The organism is Streptomyces sp. NPDC050549 (genome assembly GCF_040655035.1).
Classification (GTDB): domain Bacteria; phylum Actinomycetota; class Actinomycetes; order Streptomycetales; family Streptomycetaceae; genus Streptomyces.
In genome coordinates, this window is sequence record NZ_JBFAJD010000005.1 from 267,739 (window position 1) to 292,003 (window position 24,265).

General features: G+C 70.3%; 19 protein-coding genes. 5 read left to right on the forward strand and 14 right to left on the reverse strand.

Going from position 1 to position 24,265, the window contains the following annotated elements:
• Nucleotides 1–76: 76 nt before the first annotated feature.
• Complete coding sequence (locus AB0I51_RS10930) at nt 77–1,120, reverse strand: 3-isopropylmalate dehydrogenase (protein WP_043680300.1); 1,044 nt, start codon at nt 1,118–1,120, stop codon at nt 77–79.
• Nucleotides 1,121–1,262: 142 nt separating this feature from the next.
• Between AB0I51_RS10930 and AB0I51_RS10935 the strand changes: the two genes are divergently transcribed.
• Nucleotides 1,263–2,825 (forward strand): metallophosphoesterase family protein, encoded by a 1,563-nt coding sequence (locus tag AB0I51_RS10935; protein WP_362973545.1) that lies wholly within the window; start codon nt 1,263–1,265, stop codon nt 2,823–2,825.
• 64 nt (nt 2,826–2,889) lie between these two features.
• On the opposite strand, the gene AB0I51_RS10940 is transcribed toward AB0I51_RS10935, so the two are convergent.
• The 5 genes from AB0I51_RS10940 to AB0I51_RS10960 form a co-directional block, all read right to left on the reverse strand.
• Complete coding sequence (locus AB0I51_RS10940) at nt 2,890–3,021, reverse strand: hypothetical protein (protein WP_019068673.1); 132 nt, start codon at nt 3,019–3,021, stop codon at nt 2,890–2,892.
• A gap of 267 nt (nt 3,022–3,288) precedes the next feature.
• Nucleotides 3,289–3,828, reverse strand: a complete 540-nt coding sequence (locus tag AB0I51_RS10945; protein WP_362973548.1) for a GNAT family N-acetyltransferase — start codon at nt 3,826–3,828, stop codon at nt 3,289–3,291.
• Between the two features lie 100 nt (nt 3,829–3,928).
• Nucleotides 3,929–4,777 (reverse strand): alpha/beta hydrolase, encoded by an 849-nt coding sequence (locus tag AB0I51_RS10950; protein WP_362973669.1) that lies wholly within the window; start codon nt 4,775–4,777, stop codon nt 3,929–3,931.
• A 54-nt stretch (nt 4,778–4,831) separates the two neighbouring features.
• Entirely contained in the window at nt 4,832–6,463 is a 1,632-nt protein-coding gene (gene pruA / locus AB0I51_RS10955; RefSeq protein ID WP_362973550.1) for an L-glutamate gamma-semialdehyde dehydrogenase, read from the reverse strand.
• A 37-nt stretch (nt 6,464–6,500) separates the two neighbouring features.
• Entirely contained in the window at nt 6,501–7,427 is a 927-nt protein-coding gene (locus tag AB0I51_RS10960; protein ID WP_362973552.1) for a proline dehydrogenase family protein, read from the reverse strand.
• 132 nt (nt 7,428–7,559) lie between these two features.
• Between AB0I51_RS10960 and AB0I51_RS10965 the strand changes: the two genes are divergently transcribed.
• On the forward strand, nt 7,560–8,756 hold the full coding sequence (locus AB0I51_RS10965; RefSeq protein ID WP_362973554.1) for a helix-turn-helix domain-containing protein: 1,197 nt from the start codon (nt 7,560–7,562) through the stop codon (nt 8,754–8,756).
• A 40-nt stretch (nt 8,757–8,796) separates the two neighbouring features.
• Here AB0I51_RS10965 and AB0I51_RS10970 read toward each other — a convergent pair whose 3' ends face one another.
• Entirely contained in the window at nt 8,797–9,078 is a 282-nt protein-coding gene (locus AB0I51_RS10970; RefSeq protein WP_362973556.1) for a DUF6355 family natural product biosynthesis protein, read from the reverse strand.
• Between the two features lie 328 nt (nt 9,079–9,406).
• Here AB0I51_RS10970 and AB0I51_RS10975 point away from each other — a divergent pair, with 328 nt between their 5' ends.
• Nucleotides 9,407–10,663, forward strand: coding sequence for an MFS transporter (locus tag AB0I51_RS10975; protein WP_362973558.1), 1,257 nt, complete (start codon nt 9,407–9,409; stop codon nt 10,661–10,663).
• Here the strand turns inward: AB0I51_RS10975 and AB0I51_RS10980 are convergent.
• The gene (locus AB0I51_RS10980; protein ID WP_362973560.1) at nt 10,614–11,189 is read right to left on the reverse strand and encodes a TetR/AcrR family transcriptional regulator; all 576 of its coding nucleotides are present in this window, start codon (nt 11,187–11,189) and stop codon (nt 10,614–10,616) included. The two genes, AB0I51_RS10975 and AB0I51_RS10980, sit on opposite strands and share 50 nt — an antisense overlap.
• Nucleotides 11,190–11,286: 97 nt before the next feature.
• Here AB0I51_RS10980 and AB0I51_RS10985 point away from each other — a divergent pair, with 97 nt between their 5' ends.
• Nucleotides 11,287–12,849, forward strand: coding sequence for an MFS transporter (locus tag AB0I51_RS10985; protein WP_362973562.1), 1,563 nt, complete (start codon nt 11,287–11,289; stop codon nt 12,847–12,849).
• A gap of 295 nt (nt 12,850–13,144) precedes the next feature.
• Here AB0I51_RS10985 and serA read toward each other — a convergent pair whose 3' ends face one another.
• The 6 genes from serA to AB0I51_RS11015 all read right to left on the reverse strand — a co-directional run bounded on the left by serA (nt 13,145) and on the right by AB0I51_RS11015 (nt 23,131).
• On the reverse strand, nt 13,145–14,734 hold the full coding sequence (gene serA, locus AB0I51_RS10990; RefSeq protein ID WP_362973564.1) for a phosphoglycerate dehydrogenase: 1,590 nt from the start codon (nt 14,732–14,734) through the stop codon (nt 13,145–13,147).
• 269 nt (nt 14,735–15,003) lie between these two features.
• Nucleotides 15,004–16,002 (reverse strand): ketol-acid reductoisomerase, encoded by a 999-nt coding sequence (ilvC, locus tag AB0I51_RS10995; protein ID WP_362973566.1) that lies wholly within the window; start codon nt 16,000–16,002, stop codon nt 15,004–15,006.
• A gap of 111 nt (nt 16,003–16,113) precedes the next feature.
• Nucleotides 16,114–16,641: an acetolactate synthase small subunit gene (gene ilvN / locus AB0I51_RS11000; protein ID WP_200683066.1), complete on the reverse strand. Its 528-nt coding sequence runs from the start codon at nt 16,639–16,641 to the stop codon at nt 16,114–16,116.
• A gap of 20 nt (nt 16,642–16,661) precedes the next feature.
• Nucleotides 16,662–18,515, reverse strand: a complete 1,854-nt coding sequence (locus tag AB0I51_RS11005; RefSeq protein WP_362973568.1) for an acetolactate synthase large subunit — start codon at nt 18,513–18,515, stop codon at nt 16,662–16,664.
• A 237-nt stretch (nt 18,516–18,752) separates the two neighbouring features.
• Entirely contained in the window at nt 18,753–21,728 is a 2,976-nt protein-coding gene (locus AB0I51_RS11010; protein ID WP_362973570.1) for an EAL domain-containing protein, read from the reverse strand.
• A gap of 443 nt (nt 21,729–22,171) precedes the next feature.
• The gene (locus AB0I51_RS11015) at nt 22,172–23,131 is read right to left on the reverse strand and encodes a 2-hydroxyacid dehydrogenase (RefSeq protein WP_362973572.1); all 960 of its coding nucleotides are present in this window, start codon (nt 23,129–23,131) and stop codon (nt 22,172–22,174) included.
• A gap of 76 nt (nt 23,132–23,207) precedes the next feature.
• Between AB0I51_RS11015 and AB0I51_RS11020 the strand changes: the two genes are divergently transcribed.
• Entirely contained in the window at nt 23,208–24,206 is a 999-nt protein-coding gene (locus tag AB0I51_RS11020; protein ID WP_362973671.1) for an aldo/keto reductase, read from the forward strand.
• Nucleotides 24,207–24,265 lie beyond the last annotated feature (59 nt).

Here is a 24,265-nt window from a genome sequence, read left to right on the forward strand (position 1 = left end):
GTAAGAAAAGCCGCCGGGTGCGGTCGCGACCCGGCGGCTTCGAAATACTGCGAGAGATTTCGAGTGAGGCGGCGGGTCAGCCGGCTACTCGTACGGCGAGCGCGTCGCCGATCTCGGTGGTGCTGCGGGCGGGCTTGCCGGTGCGGTCCGCGAGGTCGGCGGAGACGGCGTCCTCGATGCGGACGGCCTCGGACTCGTAGCCGAGGTGGCGCAGCAGGAGGGCGACGGACAGGACCGTGGCGGTGGGGTCGGCCTTGCCCTGGCCCGCGATGTCCGGGGCCGAGCCGTGCACGGGCTCGAACATCGAGGGGAACTCGCCGGACGGGTTGATGTTCCCGCTCGCGGCGACGCCGATGCCGCCGGAGACGGCCGCGGCGAGGTCGGTGATGATGTCACCGAAGAGGTTGTCGGTGACGATCACGTCGAAGCGGGCCGGGTCGGTGACGAGGTAGATCGTCGCCGCGTCGACGTGGATGTAGTCGGTGGTGACCTCGGGGAACTCGGCCGCGACCTTGTTGAAGACGTTCGTCCACAGGTGGCCCGCGAAGGTCAGCACGTTGTTCTTGTGGACCAGCGTGAGCTTCTTGCGCGGACGGGCCTGGGCGCGGGCGAAGGCGTCCCGGACCACGCGCTCGACACCGAAGGCCGTGTTGACGGAGACCTCGGTGGCGACCTCGTGCTCGGTGCCCTTGCGGATGGTGCCGCCGTTGCCGGTGTACGGGCCCTCGGTGCCCTCACGGACCACGACGAAGTCGATCTCCGGCTCACCGGCGAGCGGGGTCGCCACTCCCGGGAGCAGCTTGCTCGGCCGCAGGTTGACGTGGTGGTCGAAGGCGAAGCGGAGCTTCAGCAGGAAGCCGCGCTCAAGGACCCCGGACGGAACGCTCGGGTCACCGATCGCACCCAGCAGGATCGCGTCGTGCGGCTTCAGCGCGGCCAGGTCGGCGTCGGTGAGGGTCTCACCGGTCGCGTGGTAGCGGCGGGCGCCGAAGTCGAACTCCTTGGTCTCCAGCTTCACGTCCTGCGGAAGGACGGCGGAGAGGACCTTGAGACCTTCGGCCACGACTTCCTGACCGATGCCGTCACCGGGGATCACTGCGAGATCGATGCTGCGAGACATGCCCGACACCGTACTCCGCGTCCCATGGGATGACACCGGGTGTCCATGATGCGGACGCGCCTCGGCCGCCGGCGTCGGCCGTTCGATGTACGTTCATCCTTACGCATGGCGCCCGTCGGACTCCTGGGGGAGCTTCATCGACATGGAGACACCTGACGTCGGCATCCCGGAGCACCTCGCGGCCCGGATGAGCATGGCCGAGCAGTACGAGTACCTGCGCACCAAGCTGTCCCGGCGCCGCACGCTGGTGACGGCGGGCGCGGTGGCGGGCGGGCTGCTGACGGGGTGCGCGGGAAGGAGCGCCACCGACAGCAAGTCGGCGACACCCACCCCCGCCACGTCGAAGGTGCCTGGCGCCGTCGTCACCCCCTTCGGCCGCCATCTCGCCTTCGGCACCGACCCGAAGACGGAGATGCGGATCTCCTGGCAGGTGCCCTTCGCGGTCAGGAAGCCGTACGTACGGGTGGGTTCCAGGCCCGACGACCTCACCCACCGGATCACCGCCGAGATGCGCGCCCTGCACACCCCCGGCCTGACCGGCGTCCGCCCCGCCGTCGAGCAGTACTACGTCCACGCGGCCCTGGACGACCTCCGCCCCGGCACGACGTACTACTACGGCGTCGGCCACGAGGGCTTCGACCCGGCCGCCCAGGCCCACCGCTCGACGATCGGCTCGTTCCGTACCGCGCCGGCGAGCCCGGAGAAGTTCGTGTTCACAGCCTTCGGCGACCAGGGCGTGAGCAACGCGGCAGCCGCCAACGACCAGGTGGTCCTGCGCGAGAACCCCGCGTTCCACCTGCACGCCGGTGACATCTGCTACGCCGACACCAACGGCCAGGGCAGGACGAGCGACGGCTACGACCCGACGTACTGGGACCTGTTCCTCAAGCAGAACGAGGGCGTCTCCCGGTCCGTCCCGTGGATGGTGACGACCGGCAACCACGACATGGAAGCCTGGTACTCCCCCGACGGCTACGGCGGCCAGCTCGCCCGCTGGTCCCTCCCGGACAACGGCTTCGACCCGCCGCACGCGCCGGGCGTGTACTCCTTCGTCTACGGCAACGTCGGCGTCGTGGCGCTCGACGCGAACGACGTGTCGTACGAGATCACCGCCAACCTCGGCTACACAGGCGGAAAGCAGACGAAGTGGCTGGACCGCAGACTGCGCGAACTGCGCGCGGCCAAGGGGATCGACTTCGTCGTGGTCTTCTTCCACCACTGCGCCTACTCGACCTCCACGCACGCCTCGGACGGCGGGGTACGGGCGGAGTGGCTGCCGCTGTTCGCGAAGCACCAGGTGGACCTGGTGATCAACGGGCACAACCACGTGTACGAGCGGACCGACGCCATCAGGAAGGGCGCGGTCGGCAGGGCGGTTCCGATCGGCGCGTCCACCGATCCGACGAAGGACGGGATCGTCTACGTCACGGCGGGCGGCGGCGGCCGGGATCTGTACGGGTTCCCGGCGGGCGTCAAGGAGAGCTACGAGGGGCACGTCACCCGGCACGGGACGGTCGACACGATGCAGTGGGTGAAGGGCCGGCACACGAAGGCGGAGACGGTGGAGTGGTCGCGGGTGCGCTACCGGGGCTTCTCCCTCCTCTCGGTGGAGGCGGAGAGCGGCAGCACGCCGAGGCTCAGGGTGTCGGCGCTGGACCAGAACGGCAGGCGCATCGACCACTTCGAGGTGCGGCGCGGTCGGTGAGACCGCGCCGCACCCCGTGCGGGCGCGGCTCCCGGCAATTGGTGACTGTCGACGGTCAGGTGGCTCAGTGGCCGGTCTCGCCGCCGTTGTCCCTGCGGTCGAGGGCGCGCTGGAGAGCGGCGGCGGCGTTCTTGCGCTCGGACTCGCTGGTGCGGGTCACGTGGCGGACGCGGCGGCGGACGGTCGTCTCGGCCATGGGGAACCGACTCCTTCGATGATTCCTGGAGTACTGAAGGGGGTTACGAGACGCCGGAAGAGGCGGGGAGCCACGGACCACAGGGGTTGCCTGCATGCTGTCCGGCTCACGGCCGCCATTCGCTTGGTCTAGCGAGACGTTCGGCTCCTACAAAGCTAGGACAGGACCGCGCATCTGTCTCCACAATTACTCGGACTTCCTACTATCTGAGACGGTGAAACGAGTCACGTGGTGCTGACCTGCGGTTTCACAAAACGCGGCGAGGCGTCAGAGCACGTCCCCGTCACGCCAGTCAAAGAGGAGATCGGCCTCCAGGTCGAGGGGTCCGGCGAGCGCGGGGCGGACGTAGGTGCTGTCCTCCTCCTCGGGCAGATGGACGATGCCGTCCGGGCCGAGGGCGGAGATCTTGCCGCCCCACAGCCGCCAGCCGCGCGCGGTGTAGAGGCGGGCGCCGTCGTCGCTGGCGCCGAGCAGGCCGACGTCGTAGGCGTGGTCGACGATCCGCTCCAGCTCGGCCATGATCCGGCCGCCGTGCCCCCGGCGCCGGGCGTCGGGCCGTACGCCGACCCCCTCGACGTATCCGACCCGCAGCCAGCGTCCCTGATACCGCACCCGGCGCATCACGACCGAACCGTGCGCGACGAGCCCCTCCTCGTCGGCGAGCAGGGCGTGGAGGCCGCCGAGGCCGTGCTCGAAGTCCTGGTCGGTGAGGTCACCGGCGAAGGCGGCGTCCAGCAGGGCGCGGGCGGCGCGGAGGTCGGCCGGCGTGAGGTCGGCCGTGTGAGCGATGCGCATACGGATGGTCACGGGGTCAGTATCGGAGACACGGGCTCGTGGCGTGCCGTCATCGGCGCATCGCTGTCATGACCACGTTGACGCCATGGCTGTCATGACGACGCCATGGCTGTCATGACCGCATCGCCGCCAGCACTGCTGCGCGGAACCCGTCCGGGTCCTCGACCCACGGCAGGTGCCCGGCGCCCGCCAAGGTCACCCGACGCACCCGGGGCAGCGCCCGCTCCAGCGAGTCGACGGCCGACCGGGGGCGGATGTCCCGCTCCCCGTCGACGATGAGCACGGGGAGGTCGAGGGCCTCGCAGGCGGCGTAGCGGGCGGGGGTGCCGGCGGTCTGTCTCTCCTCGGCGTTCAGGGCCTTGTTGCAGGGGAAGTTGATGGGGAACCAGGGGTCGGCCATCCGCGCCGCGTGCTCGACGGCCCGCTCCCGGTCCTCGAACTCGGCGGACCACTGGAGCACGGCCCGTTCGCGGCTGCCGTCGGGCAACTCCCGCCAGCGGGCGAGCCGCCCGGGGTCCTCGCCGAGCCGGGCGAGGATGTTCTCCTCGAAGGCGCCGTGCCAGTCGGCGTCCGGTCCGATGCCGGTGCCGCTCACGTAGATGAGGGCGGCGACCCGGTCCGGGTGGGCGAGGGCATGGCTCAGGGCGAGTGAGGCGCCCCAGGAGTGGCCGAGCAGCACCGGCCGTTCCAGCGCGAAGTGCCGTCGTACGGCGTCGAGATCGGCCACGAACCGTTCGGTGGTCCACGGGCCCGCGCACGGCTCGGACCGGCCGCAGCCGCGCTGGTCCCAACGGACCACCGCGGTACGGGAGTCGAACATCCCGGCCACGTCCTCGGACATGTCCCACAGTCCGGGTCCGCCGTGGCACAGCACCAGGGGTGGGGTGCCGGGGGTGCCACGGCCGGACCGGGAGGCCCACAGCCGCACTCCGTCGTCCGCCGTAACCACCGTGTCCTGCATACGGGTTGGGGTCATGACGGGGAGTCTGCCCGCTGCGGGCACTCTGTGCGGCGGTCAGCCCATGTGTGGGTAGGTGTAGTCGGTCGGCGCGACCAGGGTCTCCTTGATGGCGCGGGTCAGGGTCCAGCGCATCAGGTTCTGCGGGGCGCCGGCCTTGTCGTTGGTGCCGGAGGAGCGGCCGCCGCCGAAGGGCTGCTGGCCGACGACGGCGCCGGTGGACTTGTCGTTGATGTAGAAGTTGCCGGCCGCGTAGCGCAGCTTCTCCATCGTGTGGGCCGCCGCCGCACGGTCGTTGGAGATGACCGAGCCGGTGAGGGCGTAGTCGGACACCGACTCCATCTGGGTCAGCATCTCGTCGTAGTTCTCGTCCTCGTAGACGTGCACGGCGAGGAACGGGCCGAAGTACTCGGTGGTGAACACCTCGTTGGCCGGGTCGGTGCACTCGACGACGGTCGGGCGGACGAACCAGCCGACCGAGTCGTCGTACGAACCGCCCGCGACGATCGTGCAGTTGGGGTCCGCCTTGGCGCGGTCGATGGCCGCCTTGTTCTTGGCGAAGGCGCGCTCGTCGATGACCGCGCCGATGAAGTTCGACAGGTCGGTGACGTCACCCATCGTCAAGTAGTCGACCTCGGCGGCGAATTCCTCCTTGAAACCGGAGTTCCAGATCGACGCCGGGATGTACGCCCGGGAGGTCGCGGAGCACTTCTGGCCCTGGTACTCGAAGGCACCGCGGGTCAGCGCGGTCTTCAACACCGCGCGGTCGGCGCTCGGGTGGGCGACGACGAAGTCCTTGCCGCCGGTCTCGCCGACCAGGCGCGGGTAGGAGCGGTACTTCTCGATGTTGGTGCCGACCGTCTTCCACAGGTACTGGAAGGTCTTGGTGGACCCGGTGAAGTGGATGGCCGCGAGGTCGCGGTGCTCAAGGGCCACCTTGGACACCTCGATGCCGTCACCGGTGACAAGGTTGATGACGCCCTTGGGGAGCCCCGCCTCCTCCAGCAACTGCATGAGGAGCACGGCGGAGTGGGTCTGAGTCGGCGACGGCTTCCAGACCACGACGTTGCCCATCAGCGCGGGCGCCGTCGGCAGGTTGCCCGCGATCGCGGTGAAGTTGAAGGGCGTGATCGCGTAGACGAAGCCTTCGAGCGGGCGGTGGTCGAGGCGGTTCCAGACGCCCGGGGAGTTGGCCGGGGGCTGCTCGGCGAGCAGGTCGCGGGCGTACTTGACGTTGAAGCGCCAGAAGTCGACCAGTTCGCAGGGACAGTCGATCTCGGCCTGCTGGGCGGTCTTGGACTGGCCGAGCATGGTGGAGGCCGCGAGGGTCTCGCGCCAGGGGCCGGAGAGCAGTTCGGCGGCGCGCAGGATGATCGCGGCACGGTCGTCGAAGGACATCGCGCGCCAGGCGGGCGCGGCGGCGAGGGCCGCGTCGATCGCGTCCTGGGCGTCGCCCTGGGTCGCGTTGGCGTAAGTGCCCAGCCGCGCCTTGTGGTTGTGCGGCTGGACGACGTCGACGCGCTCGCCGCCGCCCATCCGCTTCTCGCCGCCGATGGTCATCGGCAGGTCGATCGGGTTCTCGGCCAGCTCCTTGAGCTTGACCTCCAGACGGGCGCGCTCGGGAGAGCCGGGCGCGTAGCCGTGCACCGGCTCGTTGACGGGGGTGGGGACCTGGGTCACAGCGTCCATGAGATCCGTAACTCCTTGTACGTGAGCGGGTGTTCGGTCAGCCCTTGGTGAGGGTGGATCGGGCGAAGAAGAGGAGGTTGGCCGGCTTCTCCGCCAGGCGGCGCATGAAGTACCCGTACCAGTCGGTGCCGTAGGCGGTGTAGACGCGCATGCGGTGGCCCTCGGCGGCGAGGCGCAGGTGCTCGTCGCTCCTGATGCCGTACAGCATCTGGAACTCGTACTCGTCGGGCTTGCGCCCGGCGCGCCGGGCCAGTTCCTGCGCGATGGAGATGAGGCGCGGGTCGTGGGACCCGATCATCGGGTAGCCGGAACCTTCCATCAGGATCCGCAGAATCCGGACGTACGCCTTGTCGATCTCGTGTTTCTGCTGGTGGGCGACCTCGGCGGGCTCCTTGTAGGCGCCCTTCACGAGCCGGACGCGGCTGCCGGCCCCGGCGAGGCGGCGGGCGTCGGACTCGGTGCGGAAGAGGTAGGCCTGGATGACGCAGCCGGTCTGCGGGAAGTCCTTCCGCAGCTCCTCGTGGATCGCGAACATCGAGTCGAGGGTGGTGTGGTCCTCGGCGTCGAGCGTGACGGTGGTTCCGATGGCGGCGGCGGCCTCGACGACGGGCCGGACGTTGGCGAGGGCCAGTTCGTGACCGCCGTCCAGCGCCTGCCCGAACATGGAGAGCTTGATCGACATCTCGGCCCGGGTACCCAGTTCCAGTTCCTCGAGCCGGTCGACGAGCAGGAGGTAGGCGTCGCGGGCGGCGGCGGCCTGCTCGGGGGTGGTGATGTCCTCGCCGACGACGTCCATGGTCAGCTCCAGGCCCCTGGCGGTCAGGTCCTGGATGATCGGCACGATCTCGTCGACGGTCTCGCCGGGGATGAAGCGGTCCACGACCTGCTTGGTCACCGGGGCCGCCGAGATCAGCCGACGCATCTGTTCGCTGCGCGAGGCGGCGAGAATCACGGGACCCAGCACGGGGTACCTCCAAGCGGTCGGACATACGGGGAACCACCGTGAAACCTAGGGTTGTCTCCGATCGTCGACCATCGACAGCTGTCACGCATCCGTGCCGCAGATCTCAGACAGATGTATGAAGCCGACGGGGGAATGCGCGAGAATGCCCGGGTGACATCCGATTCCAGAGGCGACTACCAGGAGCTCGTCGACGAGATCTCCGAGTTGCTCGGCGCCCCGGCGACCCTGGAGAACCGCGACTTCGAGCTGATCGCCTTCGGGGCCTACGACGGTGAGGGCGACCTGGACCCGACCGCCCTGGACCCCGTCCGCACCCGCTCGATCCTGACCCGGCGCTCCACGGCGGCGATCCGCACCTGGTTCGAGGGCTTCGGCATCACCCGGGCGACCGGCCCGGTCCGCATCCCGCCGACTCCGGAGGCCGGGGTCTACCGGGGCCGCATCTGCCTCCCGGTACGCCATCGGGGCGTCGTCCTCGGCTACGTCTGGCTCCTGGCCGACGATCCCGGGCCCACCGCCCCGCAGCTGGACGCGGCCATGGAGGTGACGTCCCGGATCGGCGCGCTGCTCGCGGACGAGGCGCAGCACGGGGCGGATCTCAGCCGGGAGCTGCGGGCGGTGCTGACCGCCGGGCGCGGCTGGCAGGGCGACATGGCGGTGGCGGCCCTGCGCACGGCCCTCGGCCCGCGCGGCGACGGGCCGTACACGCTGGTGTGCGTCGCCCCCTGGCCGTCAGCCGACCCGGACGACGCCCCCTCGGCCCGTACGGTGCCGCACGCGACGGCGCTGTGCACGGTTCCGTGGGGGTCGGCGGAGCAGCAGTGCCTGGCGGTGCTGGTACGGCTGCGGTCGACGGACGCGGGAAGTTCGGCGGAGGCGGCGGCGACCCGTCTGCTGAAGGACGGCCCGCCCGGCGCCCGCCGTGCGGCGGGCGTCGCCCGGCCCCGCGTCGGCCTCACCGACCTCGCCACCGCCTGGCAGGAGGCAGCGGCAGCGGCCCGCACCGCCCTCGCGGAACCCCGTTTCGCCCCCGTCGCCGACTGGTCCCGCATCGGCCCGTACCGCCTCCTGACCAGCCTCCCCCCGGACTCCGCCCACGACCCGGCGGTCGGCCCCCTCCTCTCCCCCGCCCACCACGAACTGGCCCGCACCGCCGAGGTGTACCTCGACCGAGCGGGCCAAGCGGGGCGCACGGCAGCCGAGTTGGGCATCCACCGCCAGACGCTCTACTACCGCCTGTCACGGGTGGAACAGCTGACGGGTCTTGACCTGGACGACGGGGAGGACCGGCTGTTGCTGCACATGGTGCTGAAAGGGGCGCGGCTGTAAGGCCGTTGGGGGGCGCTACTGGGCGACGCGCCGTGACGCGTCAGCAGGTCCGTCCGACGTAGTAGGCGCCCTGGATCTTCCGGGCGGAGCCCAGCCAGGTCGTGCCGGGCCGGACGCACAGCTCGTGGTCGCGGGCCAGGGCGACCTTCACCTTGATGACGACATGCGAGCCGTCCCTGGTGCAGTGGCGGTAGTAGGCGTCGGTACTGGTCTTGAAGAAGCCGCAGATGGTGGCGGACGCGGGGGTGGCGGACGCGGGGGCGGCGGCCACGGTGCCGAGAGAGGTGAGCACGAGGGCTGCGGCACCGAGGGCGCTGGTCATGACACGACGAACTCGCAAAGGAAACTCCTTGGTCGGCGACCGGTTGGGCGTTCGGACGGTCTGGTACCGGCCCCACGATCGCCGCGTCGGCCGGTGCGGTTGATCGAAGGCGGGGCCGTTCACCCGGGGAATCGATTTGTCGCTGCACCGATCGAGTGACACCCACCCGAGGAGCGGTGCCGTCTCCACGACGAGCGGATACGGCACGACCGCCGCGCAGATCGCCGACGGCACCCGTGTCGCCGCGCGGCCCCGAGCGACCGGGGCCGGTCCAGTGGCCCGGAATTGGACCTGCCCCGCGCCCCGGCCGGATCCTAGTGTCGAAGCCATGACGACCGGCCAGACCTCCGGCTCCCCGACCCCCGCAACGCCCGACTGCCCTTCCTCCGAGGTCACTTCGGGCAGTCGCCCCCCGCTCATGACCCGCCCCCTGGTCCTCCGCTTCGTCAGCGTGGTCGGCGCCAGCCTCAGTTTCTTCCTGCTGCTCTCGGTCGTACCGGCGTATGCCGCCGAGCGCGGCGGCGGGGGCGCGGCAGGGCTCGCGACCGGTTCGTTGATGCTCGCGACGGTGCTCGGCGAACTGGTCACGCCCCGGCTCGTGAACCGTTTCGGATACCGACTCACCCTGATGGCAGGGCTGTTGCTGCTCGGTGCCCCGGCCCTGGTGCTGACCGTCTCGGGCAACACCGCCTGGGTCGTCGCGGTCTGCTTCGTCCGCGGACTCGGCTTCGCGCTGACGATCGTCGCGGGCGGCGCCCTGACCGCGTCGCTGATCCCGGACCAACGCCGGGGCGAGGGGCTCGCGTTGGTGGGCCTGGTGTCCGGTGTACCGTCGCTGGTCGCGCTGCCGCTGGGCCTGTGGCTGGCCGGACACCTGGGATTCGGGCCGGTCGCCGCCGCCGGGGGCCTCGCGGCACTGGCCGCGATCCCCTTCGTCACCGGCCTGCCGGACCGGGCGAGCAAGGCGGACCCCGATGAGCCGATGGGTGTCGTAGGAGGGCTGCGAACCGGCGCTCTGCTACGACCGGTTCTGGTGTTCGCGGCCACCGCCACCGCCGCCGGGATCGTCGTCACGTTCCTGCCGCTGGCCGTGCCCTCCGCGTCCGCCGGAGTCGTCGCGGCGGCCCTGTTCGTGCAGACCGCGGTCTCCACCGTGACCCGCTGGCTGGCGGGCCGCCACGGCGACCGGGGCGGCAACGGCCGGCTCGTGCTGCCCGGGCTGCTCCTGTCGGCGGCGGGCGTCCTGGTCATCGCCCCGACCGCGAACCCGGTCGCCGTCATCGCGGGGACCGCCCTGTTCGGCGCGGGCTTCGGCATCACCCAGAACGCCACGCTGACCCTGATGTACGCCCGCGCTTCCGCCGTCTCGTACGGCACGGTCAGCGCGCTGTGGAACCTGGCCTACGACGGCGGCATGGGCGTCGGCGCGGCCGGCTTCGGCATCACGGCCGGCCTGACCGGCTATCCGTGGGCCTTCGCACTGACCGCGCTGCTGATGCTGACGGCGCTGGCACCGGCGGTGCGGGACCTGCGGGTCACGGCGTCTGCCGCGCACCCTCCAGCAACTGACGGAGCCCCTCGGTGAGCCGGTCCGCGTCCGGCGCGGTCTTCGGGTCGAAGGTCCACTGCATGATGAGCCCGGACATCAGGACCAGGTAGAACGAGCCGAGCGTGTCGGCGGTCTCGTCAGACACCTCCCCCTCCGGCACCCCCATGAGCATCGAGACCAGCCCCCGGCCGCCCTCGCGCTGCGCGAGCGCCAACTGGTCGCGGGCCTCCGGCAGTTGGTCGCCCATCGCCATGATCTCCCCGCTGAGCCGCCACATCGAGCCGGGCTGGCGGAGGGAGGCGACGACGTTCGACCACACTTCCCTGAACCGCTCCAGCGAGCCCGGCGCCCCTTCGAGCCCATCCCCCCACTCGAAGGACATGTCGTCCACCAGTGAGACGTACGCCTGCGCGAGCAGCGCGTCCTTCGAGCCGTAGTGGTAGCCGATGGACGCGAGGTTCGTCCCCGACTCCTTCACGATGTCGCGCGCCGTGGTGCGCGCGAACCCCTTCGCCAGCAGACAGCGCTTCGCGCCTTCGAGCAGATCCTCACGGTGTCCCATACCCACCACCCTAGCGCCGATCCATACGGTCGTCCCATACACGCGACTTACACAAACGTTCTAGACAAGCGTTTAATACGCGCGTACATTCACCCTCATGACGAACTCGACGAGCTCGACGAACCCCGCGAGCACCCCCAACTCCCGTGCCGGGCGCCGCGAATGGACCGCCCTCGGCGTCCTGATGCTCCCGCTGCTCCTCGTCTCGATGGACGTCTCCGTCCTCTACTTCGCCATCCCGGCGATCAGTGCGGACCTGGAGCCCAGCGGCACCCAGCAGCTGTGGATCTTCGACATCTACGCCTTCGTTCTGGCCGGCCTGCTGATGACGATGGGCTCGATCGGCGACCGCATCGGCCGCCGCCGGCTCCTCCTGATCGGCGCGGCGGCCTTCGGCACCGCCTCCCTCATCGCCGCCTACGCGAACAGCGCGGAGACCCTGATCGCCGCCCGCGCGGTCCTCGGCATCGGCGGCGCCACCCTGATGCCCTCGACCATGGCGCTGCTGCGCACGATGTTCACCGACCCCGGACAGCGCGCGAAGGCGATCGGTCTGTGGTCCGGCGTGATGACCGCCGGTATCGCGCTCGGCTCGGTGCTGAGCGGGGTGCTGGTCCAGTACTTCTGGTGGGGCTCGGTCTTCCTGATCAACCTCCCCGCGATGGCCCTGCTCCTGCTCATCGGCCCGTTCCTGCTCCCCGAGTCGAGGAACCCGTCCCCCGGCCGCTTCGACTGGCCGAGCGTCCCGCTGTCCCTGGCCGCCGTACTGCCCGTGATCTACGGCCTCAAGGAGATCCCGTCCGAGGGCTGGCACGTCGAGTACGTCGTCTCGGTCACCGTGGGCCTGCTCTTCGCGACCCTGTTCGTCCACCGCCAGCGCACGGCGGCGTCCCCGATGATCGACCCCGCACTCTTCCGGGGCCGCGGCTTCGCCCCCTCCGTCGTCCTCAACCTGGTCTCCGCGTTCGGCATGATGGGCTCGGCCTTCTTCACCACGCAGTACCTGCAGTCGGTGCTCGGCAAGAGCGCGATGGAGGCGGCCCTGTGGGCACTGCTCCCCTCGGTACCGATCGGTGCGGCGGCGCCGCTGGCAACAGCCCTTGTGCAGAAGGGAGTCGACCGCGCCTACGTCGTCGCCTCCGGGTTCGCGATCGCCGCCTGCGGCTACGGCATGCTGGCCCTCACCGGCACCGACTCCCGCTGGTTCGCCCTGGCCGCCGCCGGTGTCCTCGCCTCCGGGATCGTCATGGTGATGTCCCAGATCATGGACCTCGCGATGGGCAGCGCCCCGGTGGAGAAGGCGGGCGTCGCGTCCTCGCTGATGGAGACGGGCGCGGAGTTCGGCGGCGCGCTGGGCATGGCGGTCCTCGGCTCCATCGGTACGGCCGTCTACCGCCACGGCATCCCGGCCTCGGCCCCCGCCCCGGCCCACGAGACCCTCGGCGGCGCCCTCGCCGTCGCCCGCCGACTGCCGGGGCACACGGGAGATGCCCTGACGGCGACCGCACGGCAGGCCTTCACCGACGGCATGCACGGCGCGGCGATCGCGGGTGCGGTACTGCTGCTGGGCGCGGCGGTCGCGGCGGCGCGGACCCTGCGGGGGCTGCGGGTGCAGGCGCCTGAGCGGGTGGCGGCGGAGCCGCAGGAAGCGCAGGCGTGAGGACCCGACACACAGGAACGCCGGGCGGGTTGAGGATTCCCTCCTCAACCCGCCCGGCGTTCACATACAAACGCGACCGGCACGACTCAGTCCGTCCGGCGCCTTCTCAACAGGGCGCCAACATCCAGCCCACCTGGCGCTTTTCAACCCAGGCCGCCAGATCCCAGCCCGCCTGGCGCCTTCAACGCCGGCCGCCGAATCCCAGCCCGTCCGGCGTTTGAGGACGAGGCCCCTTCAGGGCCGGTCGGGGGTCTGGGGGCGGAGCCCCCAGCACCACCTCAGCCTCCGACCAGGATCAGACGAGGTTCACCGAACGAGCCGACGTCGCGCCGATCTCCTCCGCCACCTCGGCCAGCACATTCACCGCCACCGTGTCGTCGACGGTCAGCACGGCCAGCGCCTCGCCGCCCGCGACCGACCGCGAGACCTGCATACCGGCGATGTTGATCCCGGACTCACCGAAGATACGACCGACCGTGCCGACGACACCGGGACGGTCCTCGTACCGCAGCACCACCATGTGGTCGGCGAGCGCGAGGTCGACGTCGTAGTCGCCGACCGCGACGATCTTCTGGAGGTTCTTGGGGCCGGCCAGCGTGCCGGAGACCGCGACCTCCTCGCCGCTGCTCAGCGTGCCGCGCACGGTGACGACGTTGCGGTGGTCGGCGGACTCGGAGCTGGTCGTCAGGCGGACCTCGACGCCGCGCTCCTGCGCGAACAGCGGGGCGTTGACGTACGACACGGTCTCGTCGACGACGTCCTCGAACACGCCCTTGAGCGCGGAGAGTTCGAGCACCTTGACGTCGTGCTGGGTGATCTCGCCGTAGACCTCGACGTCGAGGCGGACCGCGACCTCGCCCGCCAGCGCGGTGAAGATGCGGCCGAGCTTCTCGGCGAGCGGGAGGCCGGGCTTGACGTCCTCGGCGATGACTCCGCCCTGGACGTTGACCGCGTCGGGGACGAGTTCGCCGGCGAGCGCGAGGCGCACCGACTTGGCGACCGAGACACCGGCCTTCTCCTGCGCCTCGTCCGTGGAGGCGCCGAGGTGCGGGGTGGAGACGACCTGGTCGAACTCGAAGAGCGGGGAGTCCGTGCAGGGCTCCTTCGCGTACACGTCGAGGCCGGCGCCGGCGACGCGGCCCTCCTTGAGCGCCGAGTACAGCGCCGCCTCGTCGACGATCCCGCCGCGCGCGGCGTTGACGATGCGGACGGTCGGCTTGACCTTGCGCAGCGCCTCGTCGCCGATCAGACCGACCGTCTCCGGGGTCTTGGGCAGGTGCACGGTGATGAAGTCGGAGACTTCGAGCAGCTCGTCGAGCGACAGGATCTTGACGCCCATCTGGGCGGCCCGCGCGGGCTGGATGTAGGGGTCGTAGGCGACGACCTTCATCCCGAACGCGGACATGCGCTGCGCCACGAGGGCGCCGATACGTCCCAGGCCCACGACGCCCAGGGTCTTCTCGGCCAGCTCGACGCCCGTGTACTTGCTGCGCTTCCACTCGCCGTTCTTCAGCGCGGCGTTGGCCTGCGGGATGTGGCGTGCGGTCGCCAGCAGCAGACCGCAGGCCAGTTCGGCGGCGGTGACGATGTTCGAGGTGGGGGCGTTGACGACCATCACGCCGGCCTTGGTGGCGGCGGAGACGTCCACGTTGTCCAGGCCGACGCCGGCTCGTGCGACGACCTTCAGCTTCCGTGCGGCGGCGACCGCCTCGGCGTCGACCTTGGTGGCCGAGCGGATCAGGATCGCGTCCACGTCGGCGATCGCGGGGAGCAACTCGCCCCGGTCGGCGCCGTTGCAGTGGCGGATCTCGAAGTCCGGGCCGAGGGCGTCCACCGTCGCGGGCGACAGCTCTTCAGCGATGAGTACGACAGGTTTCGAGCTCACGTGAGTCCTCACAAGTCCATTGCGTGCGGACGGCCGTCCCGACGGCCGCAGGCGGTGGAGGGGAAGCGGCGCCGGGGTGTGCCTGACATTCCTCGGTGTCGCTTTGCCGCGGAGACGCACGACGCTGTGGGCCTGACGCGTATGTAGTACGGCAGTGTAGTGGCGCGCCGACACTCGTCTTACGCCTCTGCGGAAGGATCACCCGTCCGAGGCTGGACGGGTTGGACAAAGGGGCCGGAGTGCTCACTCCGGCCCCTCGGCCTCAGGACTTACGCCTCTTCGTCGACCCAGCTCATCAGCTTGCGGAGCTGCTTGCCGGTGGTCTCCAGCAGGGACTCGGCGTCCTTCTGCTTGTACTCGTTGTACTTCTTCAGGCCGCCGTGGTACTCGGCCATCCACTCACGCGCGAAGGTGCCGTCCTGGATCTCGGCGAGGACCTGCTTCATCGTGGCCTTGGTCTCGTCCGTGATGATCCGCGGGCCGGTGACGTAGTCGCCCCACTCGGCGGTCTCGGAGATCGACCAGCGCATCTTCTCCAGGCCGCCCTCGTACATGAGGTCGACGATGAGCTTCAGCTCGTGCAGGCACTCGAAGTACGCGATCTCGGGCTGGTAGCCGGCCTCGGTCAGCGTCTCGAAACCGGCCTTGACCAGCGCGGCCGTACCACCGCAGAGGACGGCCTGCTCACCGAACAGGTCGGTCTCGGTCTCCTCGGTGAAGGTCGTCTTGATGACGCCGGCGCGGGTGCCGCCGATGCCCTTCGCGTACGACAGGGCGAGCGCGAAGGCGTTGCCGCTGGCGTCCTGCTCGACGGCCGCGATACACGGAACGCCGCGGCCCTCCTCGTACTGGCGGCGGACCAGGTGCCCCGGGCCCTTGGGGGCGACCATGCAGACGTCGACGTTGGCCGGCGGCTTGATGAAGTCGAAGCGGATGTTGAGGCCGTGGCCGAAGAACAGCGCGTCGCCGTCCTTGAGGTTGTCCTTGATGGACTCCTCGTAGACCTGGGCCTGGATCGGGTCGGGCACGAGGATCATGATGACGTCGGCCTCGGCGGCTGCCTCGGACGGCGTCACCACGCGCAGGCCCTGCTCCTCGGCCTTCGCCTTGGACTTGGAGCCCTCGTGCAGACCGACGCGCACGTCGACGCCGGAGTCACGGAGCGACAGCGCGTGGGCGTGGCCCTGGCTGCCGTAGCCGATGACCGCGACCTTGCGGCCCTGGATGATGGACAGGTCGGCGTCGGCGTCGTAGAACAGCTCGGCCACTTTGGGTTCTCTCCTTGGTGTGCAGGTGTTGCGTCCCACCGTATGACGGCGGCGGGAATCGAAGTTCGGGGGTCTCGGAATGCGGGCGGCCGGGGCCGCCCGCACACGGGGCTACGCGGAGCGGTCGAGCGCGCGCAGCGAGCGGTCGGTGATGGAGCGGGCGCCGCGGCCGATGGCGATCGTGCCGGACTGGACCAGCTCCTTGATGCCGTACGGCTCCAGCATCTTGAGCATGGCGGTCAGCTTGTCGCTGGAGCCGGTGGCCTCGACGGTGACGGCCTCCGGGGAGACGTCGACGGTCTTGGCGCGGAAGAGCTGGACGATCTCGACGATCTGGGAGCGCGTCTCGTTGTCGGCGCGCACCTTCACCAGAACGAGTTCGCGCTGAACGGCGGAACCCGGCTCCAGTTCGACGATCTTCAGCACGTTGACGAGCTTGTTGAGCTGTTTGGTGACCTGTTCGAGCGGGAGTGCCTCGATCACGTTCACCACGATCGTGATGCGCGAGATGTCGGGGTGCTCGGTGACGCCGACGGCGAGGGAGTCGATGTTGAAGCCGCGCCGGGAGAACAGGGCGGTGATCCGGGCGAGGACACCAGGCTTGTTCTCGACCAGGACGGAGAGCGTGTGCTTGGACATTTCTCTGTTGTCTCTCTCGCTCAGTCGTCTTCGTTGTCGCCGAAGTCGGGGCGGACGTCCCGGGCGAACATGACCTCGTCGTTGGAGGTGCCGGCGGCGACCATCGGCCACACCATGGCGTCCTCGTGGACGATGAAGTCGATCACGACGGGGCGGTCGTTGATCGAGTTCGCCTCCTCGATGACCTTGTCGAGGTCGTCGGGGGACTCGCAGCGGATCGCGTAACAGCCCATCGCCTCCGACAGCTTGACGAAGTCGGGGATGCGGGTGCCCGCGCTCGGCTGCTTGCCGTCCGCCTCCGGGCCGCTGTGCAGCACGGTGTTGGAGTAGCGCTGGTTGTAGAACAGGGTCTGCCACTGGCGGACCATGCCGAGGGCGCCGTTGTTGATGATGGCGACCTTGATCGGGATGTTGTTCAGGGCGCAGGTGGTGAGTTCCTGGTTGGTCATCTGGAAGCAGCCGTCGCCGTCGATCGCCCAGACCGTCTGCTCGGGAGCCCCGGCCTTGGCGCCCATCGCGGCCGGGACCGCGTAGCCCATCGTCCCGGCGCCGCCGGAGTTGAGCCAGGTCGCGGGCTTCTCGTACTTGATGAACTGCGAGGCCCACATCTGGTGCTGGCCGACGCCCGCGGCGAAGATCGTGTTCTCCGGGGCGAGCCGGCCGATCCGCTCGATGACCTGTTGCGGGGAGAGCGAGCCGTCCTCGGGCTGGTCGTAGCCGAGGGGGTAGGTCTCGCGCCAGCGGTTGAGGTCCTTCCACCAGGCGGTGTAGTCGCCGGTGTGACCCTCGCTGTGCTCCTTCTGGACGGCCTGGACCAGGTCGGCGATGACCTCGCGGGCGTCCCCGACGATCGGCACGTCGGCGGCGCGGTTCTTGCCGATCTCCGCGGGGTCGATGTCGGCGTGGACGATCTTGGCGTACGGCGCGAAGCTGTCCAGCTTGCCGGTGACGCGGTCGTCGAAGCGGGCTCCGAGGGCGACGATCAGGTCGCTCTTCTGCAGCGCGGTGACGGCGGTGACCGAACCGTGCATGCCCGGCATTCCCACGTGCAGCTCGTGACTGTCGGGGAATGCGCCGCGCGCCATCAGGGTGGTGACGACGGGCGCTCCGGTGAGTTCCGCGAGGACCTTCAGCTCGGCGGTGGCGTGCGCCTTGATGACGCCGCCGCCGACGTAGAGGACGGGCCGCTTCGCGGCGGTGATCAGCTTGGCGGCCTCGCGGATCTGCTTGGCGTGCGGCTTGGTCACCGGGCGGTAGCCGGGGAGGTCCATGACCGGCGGCCAGGAGAAGGTGGTCTTCGCCTGGAGGGCGTCCTTCGCGATGTCGACCAGCACCGGGCCGGGGCGGCCGGTGGAGGCGATGTGGAAGGCCTGCGCGATGACGCGCGGGATGTCCTCGGCCTTGGTGACCAGGAAGTTGTGCTTGGTGACCGGCATCGTGATGCCGACGATGTCCGCCTCCTGGAAGGCGTCCGTACCGATCGCCTTGGACGCGACCTGCCCGGTGATCGCCACGAGCGGCACCGAGTCCATGTGCGCGTCGGCGATCGGGGTCACCAGGTTGGTGGCGCCGGGGCCCGAGGTCGCCATGCAGACGCCGACCTTGCCGGTGGCCTGCGCGTAGCCGGTGGCCGCGTGGCCCGCGCCCTGCTCGTGCCGGACCAGGACGTGACGCACCCGCGTCGAGTCCATCAGCGGGTCGTACGCCGGAAGGATCGCACCGCCGGGAATGCCGAATACCGTGTCGGCCCCGACCTCCTCAAGAGAGCGGATGAGGGACTGCGCACCCGTGACGTGCTCGGGGGCGGACGGCTGTCCTCCGGATCGGGGCCGCGGCTGCGGATGGGCCCCGGTGGCCTGCTCGGTCATCGTCATTCTCTTCTCGATGCTGAGGGTTTTTGCGAGGTTTGTGCGGGGTTCTGCTGCTGCACGACTGGATCCTGTGCAACAAAAAACCCCTCGTGCCGTGAGGCAAGCGAGGGGAGCGCGCCGGGTGCGGTCGCTGGGAGTTCCGGGTCCGTCCGGACGTCACCAGCTTCAGCCGACGCGCTTTCCAAGTACGAGAATTCGGGTGCGCATGGGACTGACCCTCCCCCCGGCACGCACCGACTGTCAAGTGGGTGGGACGGGAGTCTCATTATGTGAGCGGACGCCTGTTCCGCCACCGAAAACCACGGGCACACCACTGGTGTACACCCCCGAGCCGCCACCCGCGAACGCGGGCTCGGCGGGCCCGTGCGGCACCGGATAGCGGCCGCAGGACAGGGCCCGGCGCAGCCGGTACTCGTCCAGCGGTCCGGAGAAGGCCATGCCCTGCCCGTGCGTACAGCCCATCGCGCGCAGGGCGACCACCTGTTCCGGCAGGTCGACCCCGTCGGCCACGGACTGCAGCCCGAGGTCCCCGGCGATCCGCAGCAGCCCGCTGGTGATCTTGTGCAGCCGCGCGGACTCGACGACGCCCTCGACCAGACTGCGGTCCAGTTTCAGCACGTCGACGGGGAGCCGCCGCAGCATCGTGATGGTGGCGTAGCCGCTGCCGAAGCCGTCGAGGGCGATCCGGACGCCCAGCCGCCGCAGGGCGGTCAGCCGGCGCTCCAGCTCGTCCAGGGAGACCCTCGGGTCGGTGTCGGACAGCTCGATGACCAGGGAGCCCGAGGGCAGTCCGTGCCGGGTCAGCAGGGCCTCGATCGAGCCGAGCGGCATCGACTTGTCCAGCAGCCGCCGGGCGCTCATCCGCACGGCCACGGACACGGCGGGCCCGGCCGCGAGGCGCTCGGCGGCCTGCTCCACGGCCTCCTCCAGCATCCAGCGCCCCAGCTCGGCGGTCCTGTCGCTGTCCTCGGCCACCCGCAGGAACTCGGCCGGCGTGAACAGCACGCCCTGCGACGACCGCCAGCGCGCCTGGGTGGAGACCGACGTGATCCGGCCGTCCGTGAGCGACACCACGGGCTGGTGCAGCAGCGCGAACTCGCCGTCGTGCAGCGCGGCCCGCAGCCGGGTGGCCAGCTCCGCCTTCCGTACGACGTCCTGCTGCATCTGTGGGGCGTACAGCTCGACCCGGCCCTTGCCCGCGCCCTTGGCGCGGTACATCGCGAGGTCGGCGTTGCGCAGCAACTCCCCCGCGCCCAGGCCCGGTTCGGCGAAGGCGACGCCGATGGAGGCGGCGACACGGACATCGTTGCCGTCGATGAGGTACGGCTGGGACAGGGTGATTCTCAGGCGGTCGGCGAGTTCCATGATGTGCCGTTCACGGGCGGCCCGGTCGCGGGTGCCGTCGCCGACGATCAGGGCCGCGAACTCGTCGCCGCCGAGCCGGGAGGCGGTGTCCCCGTGCCGGACCGCGCCGTCGAGCCGGCGGGCGGCCTGGATGAGGAGTTCGTCCCCGGCCTGGTGGCCGATGGTGTCGTTGACGGCCTTGAAGCCGTCGAGGTCGATGAAGAGGACAGCGGTGCCGCGGTCGGTGGAACGGCGGCCGGACAGGGCCTGCTGGACGCGCTTGGTGAACAGGGCGCGGTTGGGCAGGTCGGTGAGCGGGTCGTGCTCGGCGTTGTGCTGCAACTGCGCCTGGAGGCGCACTCTTTCGGTCACGTCCCGGCTGTTGAAGATCAGGCCGCCGTGATGGCGGTTGACTGTCGACTCGACGTTGAGCCAGCCGCCGTCGCCGGACCGGAAGCGGCACTCGATACGGGTGTTGGACTCCTCGTAGGGGCTGGCGGCGAGGAAGCGGCGCACCTCGTGCACCACACAGCCCAGGTCCTCGGGGTGGATGAGCGAGGCGAGTTCGTTCCCGACGAGTTCCTCCGCGGCCTTGCCGTAGACGCCGGCGGCGGCCGGGGAGACGTAGCGGAGGATGCCGTTCGGGGCGGCGATCATGATGACGTCGCTGGAGCCCTGGACCAGGGAGCGGAAGTGGTTCTCCTTCTGGGCCAGTTCCTGGGTGAGAGTGATGTTGTCGAGCAGCATGATGCCCTGGCGGACCACGAGGGCGAGCACCACGCAGCCCGCGGTGATGAGCACCACGCGGTCGGGGCTGCGGCCGTCGAGGACGTTGTAGAGGATCCCCAACGTGCAGACGGCGGCGGCGAGATACGGGGTGAGCGCGGCCAGTGAACCGGCGATGGGCCGGGTGGCCGGATAGCGCCCCTGGTCGGCGCCCGGCGCGGCTGCCGGGTGCTGGACGCCGGTGCGCTGTCCGGGCCGGTGTTCGTGCACCACGCGCGTGTGCCCGTCGTCCTCGGGCTGGGCGTGCCGGGGCGCGGCCCAGGGGGCGTAGGCGAGGAGCAGCGAGCCGGCGAACCAGCCCGCGTCGAGCAACTGGCCGGAGTGGTAGTTGTTGTGGAGCAGCGGCGAGGTGAACAGGGCGTCGCACATCACGGTCAGGGCCAGGGCGCCGATCGCGGTGTTCACGGCGGTGCGGTTGACCGAGGAGCGCCGGAAGTGCAGCGCGAGCACCATGCTGACCAGCGCGATGTCGAGCAGCGGGTACGCCAGGGAGAGCGCGGTGTGGGCCACGCTCGGCCCGTCGAACTTGGCCGCCTGGGCCAGCGCGAGGCTCCAGGACAGGGTGAGCAACGAGCCGCCGATCAGCCAGGCGTCCAGCGCCAGACAGACCCAACCCGCCTTGGTGACAGGCCGTTTGGCCAGCACCAGGAGGCCGACGATGGCGGGCGGCGCGAAGCACAGGAAGAACAGATCGGCAAAGCTGGGGCTGGGCACGGGGCGCTCCAGAACGACCTCGTACCACCCCCAGACTCCGTTGCCCAGTGCCGCCATCGCCGAGGAGAGCGAGAACAGCAGCCAGGCGGGTCGAAAGCGGATACGGCGGCTTCGCGCGTAGAGGAAGCAGGAGACGGCGGCGGTACCGGCTGCCGCACTGAGCCCGAAGTCGCCCATGATCAGGGCGACTTGGGCGGAACCCCAGTCGAGCGCGGAACCGACGGCGTATCCCGCGCACACCAGGGCCAGGACGAGTTGCTGGACCAGGCCCCAGCCGCCGGAGGCCGGCGGTCGTGGCTGCCGCGCTCCCGGCGAAGTCCGGTCCCGGAGCGCCCCGTTGAGGGTGGTCGTCGCAGACGGTGGCGAACTCACCGGGCCCTCCCGGTCCGTGTCGCTCCCCGGTCCCGCGGGCCCCGGTGCGCTGAATGGGCGTGCCTGCGACGGCTGTTGTGCCTGCGGTGGTGGCTGGGGTGGCTGTGCCGGCCACCGTGACCGCTGTGGCTGCCGTGACCGCTGTGATAGCCGTGGTGGCCGCGTCTGCGCGCGGCGGTGCGCCAGGGTCGCCGTCGGCGGCCCCGCCGCGTCGGATCGCTCGTCCATAGGCCGTGCATCGCCCGTCGCCCCCCTCACAGTCTGAAATGTCCGTCCCCGGCGCCGAACGGTGCGCGGCGCAGCCCCTGCCGGGACGATACACCAGTCTCGTCACTCAGGGACATAGTTCCTCTACGCTCCGTGACGACCAGCGGAGATGCGTGCACGCCCCGCTTCCGGAAAGTTGCGGAGGGTACCGGAAGCGGACTGCACGCCTGCTGCGACTACTCCGTCGGTCCTGTCGTAAGGATCACGTTGCGCAGCGGCTCCCGGTTCACGAACCGTCCCAACTGGTCCACAACCAGACGCTTCGCACGCGGCAGGAACGCCGACGTGGGCCCGCCGACGTGCGGACTGATCAGCACGCCGGGCGCCTGCCACAACGGGTGCCCCTGGGGCAGCGGTTCGGGGTCGGTGACGTCCAACGCGGCGGTGATACGGCCGCTTTCCAGCTCCGCGAGCAGCGCCTTGGTGTCCACTACGGGACCGCGGGCCACGTTGACCAGCAGCGCCCCGTCCTTCATCCGGGCCAGGAACTCGGCGTCGACCAGGTGACGGGTGGTCTCGGTGAGCGGCGTGGACAGGATGACGACGTCCGCCTCCGGGAGCAGGGCGGGCAGTTCGGTGAACGGATGCACCGGTCCGCGCTCCGTGGTGCGCCCGGAGCGCGCCACGCGCGCCACCCGCGCGAGCTCGAAGGGAGTGAGCCGGTCCTCGATCGCGGCTCCGATGGCGCCGTAGCCGACGATGAGGACGGACCTGTCTGCGAGCGCCGGGTGGAAGTCGCCCTGCCAGCGCTCCTGTTGCTGCGCCCGCACGAACTGCGGGATGCCGCGCAACGAGGCGAGCGTCAGGGTCAGCGCGAGTTCGGCGGTGCTCGCCTCGTGCACTCCGCGGGCGTTGCACAGCCGCACCCCCGGGACGATGGAGGAGAGGCTCGCGGTCATGTCGTCGACGCCGGCCGTCAGCGTCTGGATGACCTGGAGATTCCGCATGTGCTCCAGCGGCCGGGTCTTCACGGGGTGACGCTTCATGTACGGCACTACGTATACGACACAGTCCGCCGGATCACCGGGGAACTCCTGATCGCCCTCCTCACCCCCGTCCCAGAACAGGTAGTTGGGCCCCTCGGGGAGCCCTTCGATCTCCTCCGGCGGGATGGGCAGCCATACGTCGACAGTCATGGTCAGGAGGCTATGGCAAGGCCACGCGCGCGCAGAGGTTAGGTTTGTGGGCCAGGAGAAGGAGGGTCACGAGCAGGTGGAGCGCAGGACGATCGGCGCGGGGGCGCTCTCGATGGGGGCCGTCGGGCTCGGCTGCATGCCGATGAACTGGGCGTACAGCGGGTCGCGGCAGCGGGGCGAGGAGTCGGTCAGGGCCGTGCACCGGGCGCTCGATCTGGGCATGACGCTGCTGGACACGGCCGACATGTACGGCCCGTTCACCAACGAACTGCTGTTGGGGCGGGTGTTGAAGGAACGGCGCCGGGACGCGTTCGTGTCGACCAAGGTCGGCCTGCTGGTCGGTGAACAGCACATCGTGGCCAACGGCCGCCCCGGCTATGTGAAACGCGCCTGCGACGCCTCGCTGCGCCGCCTCCAGACCGAGGTGATCGACCTCTACCAACTGCACCGCGCCGACCCCGAGGTCCCGGTCGAGGAGACCTGGGGCGCGATGGCGGATCTCGTACAGGCCGGAAAAGTAAGGGCGTTGGGGCTGTGCGCGGTCGGCGCCCGCTCCGCACGCCGGCCCGGGGCACGACTGCATGACGGAACGATCCGCCAACTCCAGCGCGTACAGCAGGTGTTCCCGGTCACTGCGGTGCAGGCCGAGCTGTCGGTGTGGTCGACGGAGGCGCTGGACGCGCTGCTGCCGTGGTGCGCTGCGCGCGGGGTCGGCTTGCTGGCCGCGATGCCGCTCGGCAACGGCTTCCTCACCGGCACCCTGACCCCGGGCGAGGGCTTCGAACCGGACGACGTGCGCGCCCGCCACCCCCGCTTCACCGCCGAGATGACCGCCGCGAACCAGCCGATCGTGGCCGGCCTGCGCCGGGTGGCCCGCCGCCACGGCCCGGAGGTCACCCCGGCACAGGTGGCCCTGGCGTGGGTGCTGGCGCAGGGCTCGCACGTGGTGCCGGTACCGGGCACCAAGCAGCAGCGCTGGGTGACGGAGAACGCGGGGGCGACGGAACTCCACCTCACACCGGAGGACCTCACGGAGGTGGCGGAACTCCCGGCGGCACTGGGCTCCTGGGACTGACGGTCGTACGCGGGACAGGGCTCGACAGTGCGTCGGTGGCCGACGATCGGGAACCCGTC

Bases quoted from the DNA above. Each gene is read 5' to 3' on its own strand.
- AB0I51_RS10930 (WP_043680300.1), bottom strand. From the start codon at position 1,120: ATGTCTCGCAGCATCGATCTCGCAGTGATCCCCGGTGACGGCATCGGT.
- AB0I51_RS10935 (WP_362973545.1), top strand. From the start codon at position 1,263: ATGGAGACACCTGACGTCGGCATCCCGGAGCACCTCGCGGCCCGGATG.
- AB0I51_RS10940 (WP_019068673.1), bottom strand. From the start codon at position 3,021: ATGGCCGAGACGACCGTCCGCCGCCGCGTCCGCCACGTGACCCGCACC.
- AB0I51_RS10950 (WP_362973669.1), bottom strand. From the start codon at position 4,777: ATGCAGGACACGGTGGTTACGGCGGACGACGGAGTGCGGCTGTGGGCC.
- pruA (WP_362973550.1), bottom strand. From the start codon at position 6,463: ATGGACGCTGTGACCCAGGTCCCCACCCCCGTCAACGAGCCGGTGCAC.
- AB0I51_RS10965 (WP_362973554.1), top strand. From the start codon at position 7,560: ATGCGCGAGAATGCCCGGGTGACATCCGATTCCAGAGGCGACTACCAG.
- AB0I51_RS10970 (WP_362973556.1), bottom strand. From the start codon at position 9,078: ATGACCAGCGCCCTCGGTGCCGCAGCCCTCGTGCTCACCTCTCTCGGC.
- AB0I51_RS10975 (WP_362973558.1), top strand. From the start codon at position 9,407: ATGACGACCGGCCAGACCTCCGGCTCCCCGACCCCCGCAACGCCCGAC.
- AB0I51_RS10980 (WP_362973560.1), bottom strand. From the start codon at position 11,189: ATGGGACACCGTGAGGATCTGCTCGAAGGCGCGAAGCGCTGTCTGCTG.
- AB0I51_RS10985 (WP_362973562.1), top strand. From the start codon at position 11,287: ATGACGAACTCGACGAGCTCGACGAACCCCGCGAGCACCCCCAACTCC.
- ilvN (WP_200683066.1), bottom strand. From the start codon at position 16,641: ATGTCCAAGCACACGCTCTCCGTCCTGGTCGAGAACAAGCCTGGTGTC.
- AB0I51_RS11005 (WP_362973568.1), bottom strand. From the start codon at position 18,515: ATGACGATGACCGAGCAGGCCACCGGGGCCCATCCGCAGCCGCGGCCC.
- AB0I51_RS11015 (WP_362973572.1), bottom strand. From the start codon at position 23,131: ATGACTGTCGACGTATGGCTGCCCATCCCGCCGGAGGAGATCGAAGGG.